Source organism: Pseudoalteromonas sp. T1lg23B, assembly GCF_002964665.1.
Lineage (GTDB): Bacteria > Pseudomonadota > Gammaproteobacteria > Enterobacterales > Alteromonadaceae > Pseudoalteromonas.
In genome coordinates, this window is record NZ_PQBZ01000013.1 from 593,089 (window position 1) to 610,799 (window position 17,711).

A 17,711-nucleotide genomic window follows, 5' to 3' on the forward strand; every position below is an offset into this window, starting at 1 on the left:
ACTTAGTGATCTATCACTTTTAACTGGTGATGCCTTTAAATATAGTGTTTAAATATAAATAGATAGATTTTTACCAAAACGTAGTTTGGCCAAAATCATTTTTAAGTTTTTAAAGGTAGTTGTTGTAATGGAAAAGATTGAGCTTGGAGTTGAGCCAGTAACGTTTCAGCATGATCTGAATGGTGAAAATGTATTTTTTTGTGTTGGTCAAACTGACTTTGAGCGACTTGGTGTCGAGTGCGTTTCAAAACGAGCTGTGTTGAAAGGTGTGTCAGATGATGAAAGTGAAGCGATTCAAGACTATATGATGCAGGTTATTTTGAGCATGTCTGATGAGAAACCTTTGAGTAGCAGTGGTACACACTAAAAGGTGAACAAGTCTAGGAGGTGATACGATAGCTGTTTTCGTGATCATAGATGCTTATAAACAGCCGTGAATACTTAGTACTATAATGTATCGAAACTATTTTATAGGTAATATTTTCATGGATTCTTGGGTAGTTAAACAGCTGAGAGTGCAAATACTGTCCGATCTTGATAGAAGCATACCTTCAGGATACTTTGAGCAAAAAATGCCCAAAGTAAAATTTAGTGAACACGTTAAAGGCCATGAATATTTATCGAGCGAGATGAACTGGGGCATACTGGCAACAAAGTTAGGTCAAAGGTTACATAAATCGCCACCACCTGGCTTTACAGCGAGACAGGTTTCGGCGAGTGAAACTTTAATGAACTTAGGCCTTTTAGCTAGTGCTGAAGCAGCTTATGCTTCAATGAAGCAACTATCAGATTGTGCGTCATCAAAAGGAATATATGACTGTAATTCGGGAAATGTGTCGAATCAGTTTCAAACTGAACACATTCCAACGTTTAAAGCGAATGTGAGAGGTGCGTTGGAGCAATACTTACACTACTTATCTGATGACGAAATGCGCCCTTATCTATCTCTAATATCAGAATCAAGAAAAGGAGACTTAATATCAATGGCAAGTAAAAAGCACACGACCATTAACAATACTGTGAATGTCCAAGGGTCCAATAGTGGTATTATTCAAACTGGAGAAAAGAATGATTGCAAAACCGCGAACAGCAGCTCTGGAGGAGTACTTAAATGGTTGGTAAATCACCTAGCTAGCTTTATTATCACCATTACAGGTGGAGTGATAGTTGTTATAGTAACTAAGTTCCTACTGTAGCAATGTTGCATCATCGATCGTATTAATTGGTAAATTCGGTAATTTGGGTAAATCTTCAAAAACATCTATTAAGTGACATTCATATCAAAGCGCCCAAAAAGCATACCAATTCGGTGCTAATCAATGCTTCAAAGAATAATGTTAAACATGCTGTACATCGGATAACAACACTTGCCGTGGTTGAGCTTTTAGAATTCTCCCCCTCTAATTTTATGTATGGACTACCTCCAGATTGACTCAGAAGCTAAGAATATGACATTAATACTTTTTGTATTTTAAACGAAACATAACAAAAGGAAACTTGGGGGAATGAACAGTTACTTACGTTTAATTGACCAGAAGATAAACCCTTTGATGAAACTGCTGACGTACGTATCAGTAATGTTAGCTATAGTAGTTTTCTTCTATGATTGGGTGATAAAAGAAGAGTCCCGTTTAATGACTGCTTGGCAAGTTGTTGCAACCCGAGCATCAGGGAACAGCGGAAAAATAAGAGCTTTAGAATACTTAAATCAACGAGGGGAGAGGTTAATGGGCATTGATATGTCGCCCCCAAATATAGATCGCTCTGAAGACATGTTAAGTGTTGGAGTGTATTTAGCCGGAATTAATTTGAGCGATGCTGATTTAAGTATGGCAAATTTTTTGGGAGCGCACCTTGGAGGTGCTAATTTCTCAAATGCAACGCTGGTTATGAGCGACTTAAGAGCTGGATTTTTGAGGCAAACAATTTTTGATGGTGCCAACATGCGAGGTGCGCATTTCTCGGGTAGTCCGTTAGTTGAAGTGAGCCTAAAAGACGCCGACATTCGTGGCGCCATAGGGCTATCATGCGAGAGTCTCACAGTGGCAAAGTATTGGGAGACTGCAATTCGAGACGATTCATTGAAATGTGGAGCTCCCATACCAGCAGCATTGAAATAAATGCTCTATTACTTATCGCGTTTTAGCACACTTTTGATAGCTAGTTTGTATGTTTTAAATCATTATTTAGCTGTAATTTTATTGCTGAATAATGTTATTAAAAGGCCAAGAAAAATGAAGCCAATAATTACTTCAATGCTAGCTAAAACCATTGCCAATAATGTCTTTGGAGATATGTCTCCGTATCCCAGAGTCGTAAATGTAGCAACCGAATAGTACAAATGGACAAACCAACTTTCTTTCATTGTCTGTAGATGTTCTGGGTAATTAAGGTGATCTGGAGAAAGGTACCAGAATAAAACTGAAAAAAGTAGAATTAAGAGAGTTGCCCAACCACCCAGCAAGTAGCCACTCTTTCCACAATCTGAGGTTAAGAGCCAGAGCAAGTAAGTGTTGGGTCTGTCTTCTGCAAATTCTTCAATGTGGGCTTGTTCTTGTACTTTGTGTTTTATAAGTTCTCCCCCAATTGATGTACCTATATTGCAGCCAATACATTGAGTTGAAAGCTGTTTACCGTTTTTAAGGCGGCTCAGGAAAGGAAGCATTACAAGCTCAAGGCCACTAATAATAGCGTTATGAAAATTGCAGTATGAGATATTAGATTGGGCTATTGTGCTTTCTTTGAAATTAGCAGATATAAATTGGCTATTTGAGAGGTCAGTATTTCTAATATTAACTGCCCAAAATACGCATTTATTAAAGATTGATTTCTTTAAGACTGTACTTTGGAAAGAAGAGAAGTAAATATTTGAGTTCTCAAAGGTACAGCAATGCATTTCAGCTTTGCCAAAGTTAGCGTTTTGGATCATACAGTCTGAAAAGTCACATTCAACCAGCTTCGCGCCTTTTAAATTGGCTATTAACCTTAGCATTACTTTTATTCTTACTTTTAAAAACCATGTAGATGACAAATCTTGAGTGCCAAATACGACTCCACTCATATCACAATTGTGAAACAGTGCACCAGCAAAGTTGGCTCCTCTCAAATCAGCTGATTTGAAATCTAATGAATTAAAATGGGAAGTTCTAAATAAGTGCTCATCGCTGCATTCTGCCCCAACTAATGTGGTACATGAGCTTCCATTTTCGTATATGGCAACTTTATTTGAAGCGTCATCTCGACCATAAACCTTATCAAGATATGTAGCAGAGAAGTTCGCACGTTCGCCCTCAATACCTCCTGTTTTAAGAAATTTCTTATGTAATGCGAGTATTCTATTTAGCTGAGTTTGTGTCATTGAAATTACCTACTCCAAAAGAACGTAACTAGAAAAGTTTCGTAAATAAGATTCTCCTTATCAATATGATAGCTCGATTTCACCGATACACATCCACCACGTCATTCCGCGAAGCAAAGAGAAATGACGCGGTGGCAAACCCCACCTAAACCAAGCAGAACAAAGAGGGGAGAATCAATTATTGACTTTATGTGCGCGTTATGACAGTCTGAAAACGATTCCAGCAAAAGCGAGACGAATGTCATCGCATCAAGAAATAAAGCCTTTGGCTTTATCATATCAGTGAGATCTACTCACAACTAGAAACCAAGCTTTCGGGCTTTTTACCTCACAAATTAGTTCATCTGATTTAGGCACTTTTATGCCTTGAATTTGGCTATTTGTACTTGCATGTAATTAACTTAAACACAAATCACTTTACAGCGAGGCTGTTATGAATTTAAAAGAAAATGCGAGAGAACATCTATTAGACGCAGCGATTAACGATATTGAAGAGAATGGGATCTACTGGAATGGGTCAATTTCCAGAAGCCAAAGAGGGCATTTGCTCACATTGTTAGAAGAGCATGGATACGAGATCTCCATGAATGAAGTTCCACCTTATTGGGAGCATGCTTTTTATACCTCAGCTTATTCATATGATGATGTACTCGAACTAGCACAGAAGCGAGCTGAAGAAAGTGGCTTTTAAGTGAGTTTATAATTACGCTCATGTGGACAACGTGGGGTGCAAGTGTAGTGGTCAATACTTTTTGGCTCCGCCATTTTTAGTGTGGTTTTGGTTGTTTTAGTTAGCTGTTTACAAAGGTAAATATTGATGGAATTATAAATGTAAGTAATACAAGCTGTTTTAGAGCATTATAAAGCACCAAAATGCAATAGAATAAACTGTTATTCGGTTCTGGAATAAGGAGTAAGCATGAAGTTTGAAGAAGCACAAAAAGATATGAGTTTTTCATATTTTGGAGGTGGAACAGGTGTTTTAGTTTCTGGCTTAGTGTGGTGTATTGCGGGTTTTGTTGCGCTATTTTACTCGAACCTGTCAAGTATGCTGACCTTGTTCTTTGGTGGTATGTTTATACACCCGCTGGCTATGTTATTATCGAAAGTACTTAAACGTCCTGGAAATCATGATCCTAAAAATCCTTTAGGTAAACTTGCATTAGAAAGCACTATTATTTTGTTTGTCGGTTTGTTCTTAGCTTTCTATGTGGCAAAGCTGCATGTAGAGTGGTTTTACCCAATAATGCTCATGGCTATAGGTGTCCGTTACTTAATTTTTAACACTTTATATGGCTCAAGAATCTACTGGGTTTTAGGTGCGGTGCTTATGCTATCAGGTATGTTTTGTGTCATATTTGGTGCAAACTTTTTAATTGGTGCTTTTATTGGTGGTTTAACAGAAATTATATTTTCTTTAGTTATTCTAAATAAATCAAAAGGTGTGGTTTTAAATACTGCATAACTAGCTAGTTAATATGAACAAGAAACAGTTGGATGTTTTCGTGTCTCAACATTTTAGCTAACAATTTTTTGCCCATTATTGGGCGCTATGAATAATCAGAATCGAAGCAGCTATGAATATTAAAGTTGAACTTAATGGCGAGATTGACGACGCCGAAATTGTAGCGTTATACCGAGCTAACGAATGGTCATCGGCAGAAAAGCCTGAACGGCTTTTGCCTGCTCTGCGTAACTCCCACACTCTAGTTACAGCTCGTTTAGATGGAAAATTAGTAGGTGTGGGGAACGCTATATCTGATGGTCATCTCGTCGTATATTACCCTCATATGCTTGTTCACCCCTCTTACCATGGTAATGGCATAGGGCGTAAAATGATGGTGGCAATGCAGTCTGTTTACCGAGGTTTTCATCAACAAATGCTTAGCGCTGACACAGGGGCCATTGAGTTTTATAAAGCGCTAGGCTTTGAACGAGCAGGTAAAACAGAGCCTATGTGGATATATTCAGGCAACGAGCATTAGGCACATAGTAAGCGTATTGAATTAACCTCTAGCTCTTTATTGGCTCTGTGTTGGACGTTATGAGCACGCCGAGTTAGTCCCCTTACTGCTTGCAAATTAGGCTGGTTAAACTAAAGGCTCCAGCCAATAAACCCGCCTGTAAAGTACCGTGTTTAATCTTGCAAATCTAGAATGTAAGCAGCGCCTGAGGCATTGCCGTTGTCGTCGCGATGCGGGGCTCCGATAATTGCGTGTTGCTTGGTTAGGGCAAGGTTCCAACCAAATCGGTCTTCTGCTGCGCCATCACTGGCGACGATTTTGGTGCTATAACGCCATTGACCTTGTTGTTTTTTAAACACGTATAGCGCACCTGCGTTTTCAGCCTTGGCATCGTGATGCATGGCGCTGATGAGCGCGGTGTCTTGGTAAAGTGCTACGCCACGGGCGAATCGGTCGTCGGCTTTGCCATCGGGGGCGATTAACTTTTGGGTTTGAGTCCATTTCCCTTGTGAGCGCTCAAAAATATAGGCCGAGCCTGCATCTGTGCCAATGCCTTCTACATCATCACGTCTGGCGGAGATGAGGGCGGTATCGCCAAACAGTGCCACTCTTACACCAAAAATGTCGGTGTTGGCGCCATCACTTGCCATCAGTTTGGCTTGTTGATGCCATTGCTTACCGTCAAAATGATAGGCATAAACGGCACCGGCTTTTTCGGCGCGTTCATCGTTTAAATCAGCGCCCACGAGCATGGTATTGCCGTCAATCGCAACACTTATTCCGAATAAATCGCCAGCCGCGCCATCTTGAGCGGTGAGTTTACTGTGAAATTGCCATGAGTCTTTGTCTCGCATATAAACGTAGGCGGATCCTGAGTCTTTATGTGGCGTATCGCTGTGAGGGGCACCGATGACCAAAAAGCGCTCTGTCAGTGCAATGCTTTGACCAAATGCATCTCCTGCTTGCCCATCGATGGCGGTTAAAATTTGTTTTTGTGTCCATGAGCTTGCTGCTCGTTCAAAGGTAATTACGGCACCTGAGTCTTCCCCTTTATCGTCTCGTCTGCTTGCCCCTAGCACGGCGACATGGTTTTTGAGTGCTACCTTGCCGCCAAGGGTGTCACCAGCAAAAGCCGGTTCGGCAACCAATGTGGCTTGCTGTTGCCACCCTTTAGCGCCCAAGGTATAGACGTAGGCGGTTCCTGAGTCTTTGACTTGGTTGGCGTCAGCGTTGAGCGCACCCACTAGTGCGGTTGTGCCATCTATTGCAACGCTAAAAGCAAATTGGTCTTGGGCTTGACCATTGTCGGGCAACAACTTGTGTTGCGTCGCATCACTTTGCCAAGTGACTAATAAAGTGAAACAACATAAATATTTAAAAATAGAATGAGAGTTCATGACTACTTCCATGTGTTTTTAGGGTTAAAAGATCACTTTATGCAATTCGCATCCACTGAACAACAGCTAATTAACGAGTTGAAAAGCATCAAAAAAAGATGGATGCAGAGTTAATACCCCGATAACTCGGCATAGCCAATGCCATTAAATCCACCGCTGGCTCTCACTCGGCCTTCCCAGTAGGGGATCGACAACTTGTTTAGAGAATTTTTCGTGATGGTTTCAATCAGCACCGGTGCAAAGTCGGGCAATTCAATTTTCCAATGACTTGGGTATTGAGTACCCTCAATCGTGATATGTTGTAACGCCTGTAAACGAATATCTTGTCGAGGAATTTGCGTCGCTTGACCCTGCTCATTAATACGTGTGCCGCTACAGTAGTCATAATTTTGCTGTGCATCGCGAATGCAAAACAACATTAAGCCTTGTTTGGGGTTATCGTCACTCACTAGGCTGAACCAGTCCCAGCCAAGTTGGCTTTTATCCAACAAGCTCGCTGACCACTCTCTGTCATACCAAGCATTACCTGACACTTGGTAACTTTTGCCCTCAAAAGTTAAGGTGCCCTGTGTTTGCAAAAATGGGTAGCTGAAATAGTAAGAGGCATGGCCGCTTTGAGTTTTTTGACTGTAGCCGTTTTCACCATGCAAGGTGAGTGGACTATTACTGAGTGACACATCAATGGCATAGTCACCTTGGCTTGCTTTGAGTTGCAGTGGCAAAAAGCTTCGCTCGGTGCTTTTTAGTGACCAGTTATCTAAATGGGCGGCAAATGGGGTGGTTGTGATACCTGCCTGTCCAGCTCGTGCAAATCGTTCAAAGGCAATATGTGACTGCTCATGTTGTAGCGCAAAATGGGCAAAATAAAGTTGGTTATCCCACCATGTTGACTCAAAGGGTAAAGGCACCAGTGTTCGAAATAAAGTCCACTGTGCGCCAAAGGTTTCGCCACTATCCGCACTTAAGTTTGCTGTCACATACCACCATTCGATGCCTTGCTCCAAGTGTGGGCCATGATCTTGTGGAAACATTACGCCACGGCGTTTGTCTACAGGTTCACCACTGACGGTTTGCAGGGCTTGGGTGTGTTCAGTCTGAGGAGCTGGGCCACATCCCATCAGTAGCACAATAAAAAGCAGTAAGCAGGACGACTTTATCATTGGTTAACTTCCTTTAGCGTGCAAGTCGGCGGTGAGCTTTTTAATGGGCAAATAAGCACAAAACACCGCAGCAAGCAGTAACAACAAACATGTGTTCAACAGCGCAGGCAAATCTAAATAAAAATGAATGGTCCAGCCAAATGCGATAGGCATGACAAATTTTAATAAAGCAAACCCCAAGGCAAAACCCAATGGCATTGCAAACAGGCAGGTAAAGCCAACCAGCAAGATGGTTTGCACCAGCTTGAGTTTTTGTAATTGAGTGGCATCCACACCTAAGCTATTCAACACGGCCAACTGCTTTGCGTGTTGAGCGCTCAAACTCAGCAGGCTGATACACAGGCTGACTAACGCAATGGCGAGAATAAAGCCATTTAAAACCTTAGTGACCTTAAAAGTATCATTAAACAGTCCATTGGCAATGGCTTTGAATCGTTTGTTCTCGGTAATATAGGTACTGTCGATCTGGTACGTGTTTATAAGGCGTTCGATAAGTTGCTCCACAGTCACACCATCATTGATAGTGAGCGACAAACCATATACCTGCCAGTGTAACGGGCTTGTTTTGATGGTTTGCTCTTGGGTTATCAGGCCCAAAGCAGTGTTACCATAATCATAGGTAAATGCAGAAATTCGGCATTCAAAGGTATGTTGATTTTGTTTAAATGTAATCTTGTCACCAAGTCGGTAATGATATTTTATGGTGGCTTGTTCGTTAGCGATACAGCCATTGTTTGCAAAGTGTGAGGCATTTACTGCCTCCCCTGAGGTTAAGTTTATATGTGCAAAGGCTAACTGCCCTTGTCCAAAGCTCGTCAGCTTTGCTGGTATTTTATTGATGTAGCCATTGCTTGCCATATAAATGCCAACCCGTTCTGTGAGGTCGTCAGCGCTCAAACGTGCGCGAAGTTCTGGGTCGTATTTATCTACTTGAATATACACATCAGCACTTAATTGCTTTTCTAGGTGAGCATTGAGCGTGTTGCTAAAGCTTTTAACCATGATCTGCATGCCAATGGCACTACCAAGGGCCACCAAAATTGCCACGATAGCAATTCTCAACTCTTTTAATTGCAGCTTGCTGTCTGCATATAGCCATTGCCACAAAGGGGCCGAAAATGGATTTTGCAAGCTCAGTACCCTTTGTAGGCTTTTTGGGGTGATCAGCACAAATAGCAATAAAATGAAAAAGCACAGCAGTAGCGCGTCAAACTCAGATTGGGCGTTAAAATACAAGTAACCGAGTGCCGCAATCACCCCCCCTAGAACCGAATAAAACAGGGTGTTGCTTTGCTTTTGTACTGCGTTTTTTTGCGTTGCTAGCATCAGGGTGAGTGTGGCGATATTAACCACAAACCCCAGTGCTAGGGTTTGCCATTGCCACTGTATCGTCAATGCTTGTTCAAGTTTATAAAGCCCCATGAGCGTGCGGTTTACGTCAAGTACCAAAGCATTGGCAATAACAAACCCTGCGACACTACCTAGCAGCGCAGTAACAAAGCTCATCAAGGTAAACTCAATCACAATAGCGGTGCGAATAGCCTTAGGTGAGCACCCTAAAATATTAAACTGACCAAGCAGCTTTTTTCGCCCTGCAATTGAGAGCTTAATTGCATTGAAACTTAAAAAGGCAGCAACAATGTAGCCCAGTAAGGCAAGTGCAGCGAGGTTAAAAAAGAACGCCTCAGACAGAGCATCAAAGTCTTGCTCTTGTGTGGCAACAAGCCTTGCGTCATGGGCCAAAATGGCCTCGACCTGTGGAATTTGCTCAGGAGTTAAACCAACAAATTCAATAAAGCTGAGTTGGCCCTTGGCTTCAAGTAACATATCCGCATAAGCCAAGTCCGTAATCGACCATATGCCAATACCATCAGCCAAGCTGAAGCTGGGTGTATATGGGCTATTTGCAAGTTGGAGTGTGTTGTTAGTCGTCGCCAGCTTTAGTTTTTCAGCCTGTTTGCTATCTATCAAAATGGTATCAAACGCAAATCCCGTATTGCCATCACTGCCAGATTGCTGCGCGTTGCTTGGCGCGGGTTTGGTCATCCAAATGAGGCTATCTACGCCTTGTAGATAAAGTGTGTCACCCGATGCCAGCGTTAGTTTGGCGCGTAACACAGGCTGTGCGTTGGTAAAGCCCTGTTCGCGTAACTTTAACCATAATTTCCCATCAATGTAGTTTTGGCCAATGGGCGGTTTTACAATATGGCTGACGGTCGCATCAATGAGTGCGGATGATTTCTGATGGCGGCTTTTGGCTTCTTGGTTGAGCCCAGCAATGGCGCTCAGTAGGGCGCTTCCTAAACTTAGGCCAACGATAAACAGTAATAGTAACCACGGGTGGCGTCTAAAATACGCAAGGTGCGTATTTAAAATGAGCTTAATTTCAGTCATTGAACTGCCCGTTTGCGAGCACTTTAACGCTATCAAAATACTGGGTGAGCTGTTGCGAGTGGGTCACCATGACTAAGTTCATTTGTCTTTCTTTACATAAAGTTGTCAGCATTTCGACCACTTGATGAGAGCGCGCTTGATCAAGATTGCCCGTCGGTTCATCGGCTAAGATCAGCTTAGGTTGGTTAAGTAACGCTCTGGCAATACCAACACGCTGTTGCTCACCACCTGAGAGCTGGCTAGGCAATTTATTCAGCTTGTTGCTTAATCCCAGTTGCTCAACCAAAGTATCGAGCGCTTCAGGTGGCTGGTTTGGAAAATTGAGCTGATGTTGAAACAGAATGTTTTGTTTCACAGTGAGACAGTCAAGCAGTTGATAATGTTGAAAAATAAGGCCTATCTTACGGCGGAAGTGCGCAAGTTGTTGCTTGCTATAAGAAGAAATAAGCTCGTCATTTACTTCAATTTGTCCGCTATCAGGGCTGAGTAAACCTGCCAATAAGTGCAGTAGTGTGGTTTTTCCAGAGCCACTATCACCAAGTAAAGCAACTTGCTCTTGTGCTGCAATTTTAAAACTAAAGCCATCAAATAGAGTTTGAACTTGGTCGCCATCTTGTCGGCTAAAACATAAGTCGGTCACACTAATCACTGTAATTCCTTGTTACTCAGTGGTTTTAGCTAGATTACAGAAATAGCGCTGTGAAAAAAAGCGAAACATGTAACAAGGAATGTTTAGGGAGTGTGCGTATCAACGCCAATATTGGCATGTAATTTGGCTAAGTAAATATGGATTTGATGAGTGCGTTGGGAGGGAGCAACCGAGCTAGCTGCTAAGAATAATAAATAAGAATTCTGATTCATGAACTTACATTTTTTTATGGGATAACTCATGGCAAGACACTTTTTTGATCTCGCACACTGATTTCACATTTATGAAAATAATCTGACTTTTTACCCTTGAGGTTTTCGCAAATGACCTCAATACTGTAATTGAGGTAAACAAGAAAAGGATAAATGTATGAAGATAAATCTATCGGGCCACCATGTGGATGTTACAGATGCAGTAAGAGCTCACGTTCAAGAAAAGTTTGCCAAAACAGCTACACATTTTCCGTCGTTATTGTCATTAGACATCATTATAAGTAATGAGAACAAAAAGTTTTACACGGAAATATCGACTACGTATTCTGGCGTGCGTATTGCAGTTAAGGGGGAAGGGGACGTAATGTATCCCGCAATCGCGAACGCTGCTAAAAAATTAGATGCCTCACTAAAACATAGAAAAGGGCAACTGAAAGCAAATTTACACAATAAGCCGGTGAGTACAACACCAGAGATCGCACACGAAATTATTCAAGAAATGGATTTACGTTAAGGTAATAGTGCCTAACGTGATATCAGCAAAGAGGGCCTTAACAGGCCCTTTTTTTATGTTAGACTGAGCAACAGTCTTACCCCTTATAAAGTAGTTTAAATGACCGATTATCAAGCCGTTTTAGATACCGCCTTCGCGCACATTCAACCCTTGTTACTCTCAGGTAAAGTGGCTGATTATATTCCGGCGTTGGCGGAGCAAAAACTCGGTCAATTCGCCATGGCGTTACACACTATTGACGGAAAAACCTATACGGTGGGGGAGTGTCAGGCGCGTTTTACGGTGCAATCAGTATCTAAAGTGATGACTCTGACTATGGCGTTGCAGCGTTATGAGGATGAGCTTTGGCAACGCGTCGGCAAAGAGCCATCAGGCACCGCTTTTAACTCTTTAACGCAGCTTGAATTTGAAAATGGTATTCCTCGCAACCCTTTTATAAATGCCGGAGCGATTGTCACCTGTGATGCGCTGTTCTCACGTTTAGGTGCGCCAATTTATACCATGCTTGAACAGTATCGTCGTCAGTCTGGTAACGACAAGGTGGTGATCAACAAAAAGGTGGCACAGTCTGAATTTGAACATCGTTTTCGCAATGCGGCGATGGCGTATTTAATGAAGTCATTCGGCAATTTTACCAATGAAGTTGAAGAAGTACTTTGGTGCTACTTCAATTACTGTGCAATTGAAATTAACTGTGCCGAGTTGGCGCGAACTTTCTCATACCTATCCAATCAAGGATATTGCGCGCAAAGCCAACAACAGTTACTCAGTGCAAAACAAACCAAACAGTTAAATTCGTTACTGTTTACAAGCGGGCTTTACGATGCTGCTGGAGATTTTGCTTATCGCGTTGGGATGCCGGGCAAATCTGGTGTATCGGGTACGATTATCGCCGTTGTACCAGGAAAGTTTACCGTGGCAGTTTGGTCACCTGGTCTGGATAAATTTGGTAATTCTGTTGCCGGCATCGCGGCATTGGAGTGTTTGTCAGAACAGCTTAATACTGCGATCTTCTAAACAATAAACTAAGCCGAAAATAGTGAATTCACTGTTAAGGCTTAGCCCTCTCATTATTATGGCGTCCATTAAGCTTCCTCGCTAATTTAGGGCGCCTTTAAACCTTGACGTGGCGCTTCTCAGCTTATGCTGTTTCTATGCGTGTAATTCAGTGTAATTCCCCATTATTCATATTGTTGGCACAATGGATAACGGCTTGTTTTGTAATCTCATATTGAACAGCTATCGAATTAAAAATGAATAGTCCAGTGTAAGGTGTACTTCACAAAAAGAATGGTATTTGTGGCTTCTTTGCTAAGGGTTTAAGGCACTTTTTGTGTTCTTTATTTTTGGTTTGAAAATAAACAATTAAAGCAACCAGTTATTGAGATTAAAAACTTAGTACTTCTGCAACGTTTGACTAGACTGAATCATTGAGTAGCAATGAATACCGACTGAATCTTGCAGTGGAACGTTTTAGTCAAGGACCCTTGGAGCTAGGTAGCATTAATGGAAAAACCACAATTAGAAAAAGCGTCAGCGCTTGGATATGCTGATCCTCACATTGATGAGTTGCTAAAGCATTCAATTCGCACCCAACTTGAGTCTTTATTGAAGTCAAAAGTTACAACAGAACAACGAGTGCAACTCCTACAAAAAAGTTTTGTTGAGGCGATGACTTTGGTATTGAGTGACACCCAAGTAACCCACCAACAGTTAGTCAAAGCATTTGAAAACATGTACGACCAAGCTGTGCAGTCGATGGCGTTGGCAGACTTGAGTCAGGAAGTATTGACGCGTCAATATATATCGGCCACCGGTTTAGTTATGTCGGTGCATAATTGTAAGCATACGATTAAAGATGTGTATCGCATCAAGGGATATGCTCGCGGTATTGATCAAGCCATTCGTGGCAAATTAAAAAACAATTCAACCATCACCATTTTATATCCAGCCTGTGGCCCTTTTGCACCACTTTTGTTACCGCTGTTGAGCTATTACAAAAACTCGCAAACCTTTGACTCACAGCAGATCAAGGTCATTCTGGTTGATGTGCAGCCGGGTGCAGTGATGACTCTTAAACAGTTGATAAAAGACTTACAACTGGATGATTACATATTACAAATAGCAGAAGCGGATGCGACCCAATTTACCCCCGATGTTGCAATAGATCTGTTAGTGCTTGAAGCTATGCAACATGGTTTTACCAAAGAGGGGCAGTTGAGTATTGCCAAGCACTTGGTGAAGTTTCTCAACATAGATGGCTGGATGATCCCACAAAATGTGTCGGTAAAAGGCATGATGGTTATTGGTGAAACTGAGTTTAACCAGCAATGGAAAAACGTTGAATATAGTCACTCAATGAATGTAAACAATCAGGCGCAGCAAGATAGAGTGGAGCTAGGAGAAATACTGCGTATCAATAAATCAACGCTATTGGCCATGGATGAATTGGAACTTCAAGATGGCGTTAGGGTGATCTCCGCAAACCAGATTGTGTTACCCACCGATGTTGATGATATGAGCAAGCGAATCTTAGCGATTTATGCGCACATCGATACATTTGCAGAGGAGTCAGTTGGTCAATATGACTCTGGAATAACGAACCCAAAGCCGGATATGACTTTTTACGTCGATCTTAAACCTCGGGAAGTCGAACATACGCACTTTGTAGCAAGTAGCGGCGACACGGTGCAATTTTATTATCAATTAAGCGGCTTGACGGGGTTTGTGCCCGTAAAAATATAGGGAGAAGGTGATGAATCGGTATGCTGTTTTTACGGGGAGCTGTCTCAGTTTGCCAGCGATTGAATACTTGCACAAAGCGAATCTCTTAGCATGCGTCGTTTTGCCCGATGGCGAACCAAATTCAGATTTGTTACAGCTTCAACAGTGGCTTAAGCATCAACAGATAGCTGTTTTAGGCTATTCTAACAAAGATGACCAGCAACTCATTGCTAGCCTAGATGGCTTACAAGCCCAAAAAGGAATGGTTTATTTATTTAGACATAAAATAAGAAAAGATTTAATCCAGTATTTCAATCAAGAGCTTGTAAATATACATCCAAGCCATTTACCAGATTACCGAGGTCCGCAACCTTTATATTGGCAAATTCGTAATGGGGAAACTACCACGGCACTGACCATTCACAAAGTCGCAGAAGAATTAGATAGTGGTGATATAGGCTATCGCGTTGACATAGATATACATCCATTTGAGACCATAAAGTGCCTACACCAAAAGGTTGCTCAAACACTACCGTATTTAGTTTCAAACTTTATTCAGTTAGATAAGGAACACAAGTTAGCTTGGCACAAGCAGCCGTCTGGCGGCAATAAGCTTGCTCCTGCAATCGAACATGTTGACTTATTCATTGATTGGTTTAAGCACAGTACGCACGAAATTGTGAACATGGCACGAGCAGGCAATGCCGATATGACTTGCGCTGTATTTCGGTTTAGCCAAAGTACATTCCAACTCATTCAGGCGTCTAAAGTTGACTGTACGTTATCTGGCATTAAGCCTGGCACTATCATTGAGCTTGATAAAAGTGTAGGGCTGATCATTAAAACATCAGATGGGGCCGTAAAGCTGGATATTATTGGTACGCAGCAGGGGTGTTTTGATGGCTATCGGTTTGCGATGTTGTTTGCTCTGGACCCAGGTATGGAGCTTGAAAGTGGTGCAGGTAATGATTTCAGGTATTGATGACACATAACCCCGTTTTTATATGAAGCTTAGTTTAGATGGAAATGATAACTGCCCTGCTGATGTTTTTATCAATCCTGCATTCTAACTATGCTCTGACATTAACCTCAGAAGCGAGATAGATATGAACATAAAGGTAAACCTCACGAATCGTTATGAATATGAGCTACTTGTCTACCCCTATGACAATGGCAACTATCCTGACATTAGTAAGGCTCAAAAGGTTGCTCCAAAAGACGGCAGTGCTGAACTGTCAATAAAAAGTGGCCAAAGCCAGATAGTTGAAATTCCAGGAATGGGGAGTTTGTTGGTGCAATTTCTCGGCGAACAACGATTGGAAAGTTGTCACGATAGATTTTGTGAAAATCCAAGCGACTTTGACAAGTATCAGCAAATGGCACTGCTGAGATACAAAACAACTGAACTCTACTGGCGCTTTCCTACCAGTGACGAGGCGGCTGAATTGCAGCTTAGTGTGAATGACTTGGGGACAGTGTGCTTAGACAAAGTTGTATCAGGAGAGGCTCGACAAGTGTCTTTACCTGAGTTTTTTATTCCACCGGTATTTAACGTCGGCTTGCCGGAGGAAAGCAAGGAAGGCTAGCACTAATCGCGGTAAATAGAATTGAGCAGGTTAGTAATTTAGATAGTAGGTGTAGGCAGTACCGACAATAAAGAAATTCAAACGAAACTGTGTATGGTTTTAAGCAGTAAAAGGCGCACAGTTAAACAAGGTAAGTATACAAACTTAGAGGAATAAATATGGCTACCGAACCTTTTATTGGATCAATGATGCCTTTTGGCGGATCGTTTGTGATTGAGCGCTGGACAATGTGCTTAGGTCAGTTACAAGCCATCAGTGAGAATACCGCACTATTTTCACTGTTAGGCACTATTTATGGGGGGGATGCCCGTACGACATTTGGTATACCTGACCTACGTGGAAGAAGCCCAGTTGGTCAAGGCCCTATGCCGGGCGGTTTAGATTATCGGCAGGGGATCAAGCTAGGTAAGGAACGCGTTACGCTTGACATAGTACATATGCCTGCACATAACCACATGGCTGTATTTGAACCTTCTGGCTCGACAAGTGCCAGCGGTAAATTTGAAGTGGCTACCAATGAGGCGACAGCAACAACACCGTCGACGGACACATATTTGGCAGCCAATGCCAGCGCTGCGTACTTCAAACCCGGTTTTGTTGGCGCGAATTTGGTTGAAATTCCGGGGCTCACAATCGAAGGCGGAGGCAGCGAGGGTGGCACTGTTACTGTTGGTAACACAGGTAACAGTTTACCAGTAGATATAATCAACCCTATTTTACCCATAAATTGGCTGATGGCGCTTATGGGAATATATCCCAGCAGAGCCTAAATAAGCAGACGATGCGGCTAACCTGTTTGGCTGGCCGCATAGCACGTTTTATTTCAGGCAGGTCAATGATTTGGTTAGGGCGTGAAAAATATTACTTGGCAGTCTAATTGTTGGTTTTTATGACGTTTGCGGTAAACACGGCACAAAAAGAGTGAATGACCTTGATTAGTTAGTTGCTACTTATTATTCGTAAGTTTGGTGTATAGGATAAAATTATGCGTTTCAAATCTATATTGTTTCCACAAGATAGGGCGTGCGGTACTTACAGTAAATTTAGTCTGGCAATTAAACAAGCGCTTGTAGTGTTGTTTCTATTTAGTGCTCAAGCTGCAGCAGATACATATACTTTTAGTACAGTCTCTGGGTCAGGTACTGCAACGTTAACCACAACGGTTAGTGGTATTACACTTACCGCAACTCAGTCAGACGGTGGGAATATAACCGTATCTTCAGGGTTCATGGTTCCGAGCACTGTGACTCCAAATGGGGAAACTTGGACGCTCTCTTTTGATTCTCCAGTTAGTATTACTCAGTTTGATATGGCCGAATTTGCAGACCTTTCAGATGGTAGTTATGTGTTTACACCAGATAGTGGTACTGCGGTAAGTATTACAGCTGCCGATGCTGAACTTGGAGATTTTCTAGCAACACTAAGCCCCTCTGACTGGACAGCGGTTAACTCAGTCACATTCAGTCATGTAACAGGTACTGGTAATAACTCGAGGATAGGTATAGATAATATAGTATTTACTGCCGCCGCGGTTGATAACACCAACCCTACGTTTGACAGTGCCAATTCTACCCCCAGTGATGGCGACACCAATGTTTCAGTTAGTAACGACATTGTCATCGACTTCGATGAAGATATCGCGCTTGGTAGTGGTAATATCACCATTCGTGATGTTGATGGCAGTAGTGACTTTGAAGTATTCAGTGTGACCACTGAGAGTGATGGGACAACCACCACGCCAAGTGCTGGCCGT

Annotated in this window: 18 protein-coding genes; 13 read left to right on the forward strand and 5 right to left on the reverse strand. The window is 42.2% G+C overall.

The genetic code is table 11. The annotated features are described in order from the left end of the window. Positions 1-127: 127 nt before the first annotated feature. The 3 genes from C2M32_RS06395 (at position 128) to C2M32_RS06405 (ending at position 2,120) form a co-directional block, all read left to right on the forward strand. The gene (locus C2M32_RS06395; protein WP_105167621.1) at positions 128-367 is read left to right on the forward strand and encodes a hypothetical protein; all 240 of its coding nucleotides are present in this window, start codon (positions 128-130) and stop codon (positions 365-367) included. Between the two features lie 118 nt (positions 368-485). Then, complete coding sequence (locus C2M32_RS06400; RefSeq protein ID WP_105167622.1) at positions 486-1,196, forward strand: hypothetical protein; 711 nt, start codon at positions 486-488, stop codon at positions 1,194-1,196. Between the two features lie 309 nt (positions 1,197-1,505). After that, positions 1,506-2,120, forward strand: a complete 615-nt coding sequence (locus C2M32_RS06405; protein ID WP_105167623.1) for a pentapeptide repeat-containing protein — start codon at positions 1,506-1,508, stop codon at positions 2,118-2,120. A 62-nt stretch (positions 2,121-2,182) separates the two neighbouring features. On the opposite strand, the gene C2M32_RS06410 is transcribed toward C2M32_RS06405, so the two are convergent. Continuing rightward, positions 2,183-3,358: a pentapeptide repeat-containing protein gene (locus C2M32_RS06410; protein ID WP_105167624.1), complete on the reverse strand. Its 1,176-nt coding sequence runs from the start codon at positions 3,356-3,358 to the stop codon at positions 2,183-2,185. A gap of 433 nt (positions 3,359-3,791) precedes the next feature. Between C2M32_RS06410 and C2M32_RS06415 the strand changes: the two genes are divergently transcribed. The 3 genes from C2M32_RS06415 to C2M32_RS06425 all read left to right on the forward strand — a co-directional run bounded on the left by C2M32_RS06415 (position 3,792) and on the right by C2M32_RS06425 (position 5,343). Further along, positions 3,792-4,049, forward strand: coding sequence for a hypothetical protein (locus C2M32_RS06415; protein WP_105167625.1), 258 nt, complete (start codon positions 3,792-3,794; stop codon positions 4,047-4,049). Positions 4,050-4,277: 228 nt separating this feature from the next. Next, on the forward strand, positions 4,278-4,823 hold the full coding sequence (locus C2M32_RS06420) for a DUF7010 family protein (RefSeq protein WP_105167626.1): 546 nt from the start codon (positions 4,278-4,280) through the stop codon (positions 4,821-4,823). Between the two features lie 112 nt (positions 4,824-4,935). Next, on the forward strand, positions 4,936-5,343 hold the full coding sequence (locus C2M32_RS06425) for a GNAT family N-acetyltransferase (protein WP_105167627.1): 408 nt from the start codon (positions 4,936-4,938) through the stop codon (positions 5,341-5,343). Positions 5,344-5,495: 152 nt separating this feature from the next. Here C2M32_RS06425 and C2M32_RS06430 read toward each other — a convergent pair whose 3' ends face one another. The 4 genes from C2M32_RS06430 to C2M32_RS06445 all read right to left on the reverse strand — a co-directional run bounded on the left by C2M32_RS06430 (position 5,496) and on the right by C2M32_RS06445 (position 10,922). Beyond that, entirely contained in the window at positions 5,496-6,719 is a 1,224-nt protein-coding gene (locus C2M32_RS06430) for an FG-GAP repeat protein (protein WP_105167628.1), read from the reverse strand. 110 nt (positions 6,720-6,829) lie between these two features. Further along, a complete protein-coding gene (locus C2M32_RS06435) occupies positions 6,830-7,879 on the reverse strand; it encodes a lipocalin-like domain-containing protein (RefSeq protein ID WP_105167629.1) in 1,050 nt (349 codons plus the stop codon). Positions 7,880-7,882: 3 nt separating this feature from the next. Then, positions 7,883-10,273 (reverse strand): ABC transporter permease, encoded by a 2,391-nt coding sequence (locus C2M32_RS06440; protein WP_105167630.1) that lies wholly within the window; start codon positions 10,271-10,273, stop codon positions 7,883-7,885. Further along, the gene (locus tag C2M32_RS06445) at positions 10,266-10,922 is read right to left on the reverse strand and encodes an ABC transporter ATP-binding protein (protein WP_105167631.1); all 657 of its coding nucleotides are present in this window, start codon (positions 10,920-10,922) and stop codon (positions 10,266-10,268) included. Before C2M32_RS06445 ends, C2M32_RS06440 begins: the two co-directional genes overlap by 8 nt. A gap of 369 nt (positions 10,923-11,291) precedes the next feature. On the opposite strand from C2M32_RS06445, the gene hpf reads away from it, so the two are divergent. From hpf to C2M32_RS06480, 7 genes are all read left to right on the forward strand, one after another. After that, positions 11,292-11,648: a ribosome hibernation-promoting factor, HPF/YfiA family gene (gene hpf, locus C2M32_RS06450; protein WP_105167632.1), complete on the forward strand. Its 357-nt coding sequence runs from the start codon at positions 11,292-11,294 to the stop codon at positions 11,646-11,648. A 99-nt stretch (positions 11,649-11,747) separates the two neighbouring features. Then, positions 11,748-12,665, forward strand: coding sequence for a glutaminase B (gene glsB, locus C2M32_RS06455; protein WP_105167633.1), 918 nt, complete (start codon positions 11,748-11,750; stop codon positions 12,663-12,665). A 489-nt stretch (positions 12,666-13,154) separates the two neighbouring features. Beyond that, positions 13,155-14,393, forward strand: a complete 1,239-nt coding sequence (locus C2M32_RS06460) for a hypothetical protein (protein WP_105167634.1) — start codon at positions 13,155-13,157, stop codon at positions 14,391-14,393. A gap of 10 nt (positions 14,394-14,403) precedes the next feature. Beyond that, on the forward strand, positions 14,404-15,354 hold the full coding sequence (locus C2M32_RS06465; protein ID WP_105167635.1) for a formyltransferase family protein: 951 nt from the start codon (positions 14,404-14,406) through the stop codon (positions 15,352-15,354). Positions 15,355-15,478: 124 nt separating this feature from the next. Continuing rightward, complete coding sequence (locus C2M32_RS06470) at positions 15,479-15,958, forward strand: hypothetical protein (protein ID WP_105167636.1); 480 nt, start codon at positions 15,479-15,481, stop codon at positions 15,956-15,958. A 158-nt stretch (positions 15,959-16,116) separates the two neighbouring features. Beyond that, positions 16,117-16,728 carry a phage tail protein gene (locus C2M32_RS06475; protein ID WP_105167637.1) on the forward strand — a complete coding sequence of 204 codons (612 nt, stop codon included), beginning with the start codon at positions 16,117-16,119 and terminating at the stop codon, positions 16,726-16,728. A 215-nt stretch (positions 16,729-16,943) separates the two neighbouring features. After that, positions 16,944-17,711 (forward strand): Ig-like domain-containing protein (locus C2M32_RS06480; RefSeq protein WP_158678146.1); only part of this gene is annotated, 768 nt, incomplete at its 3' end.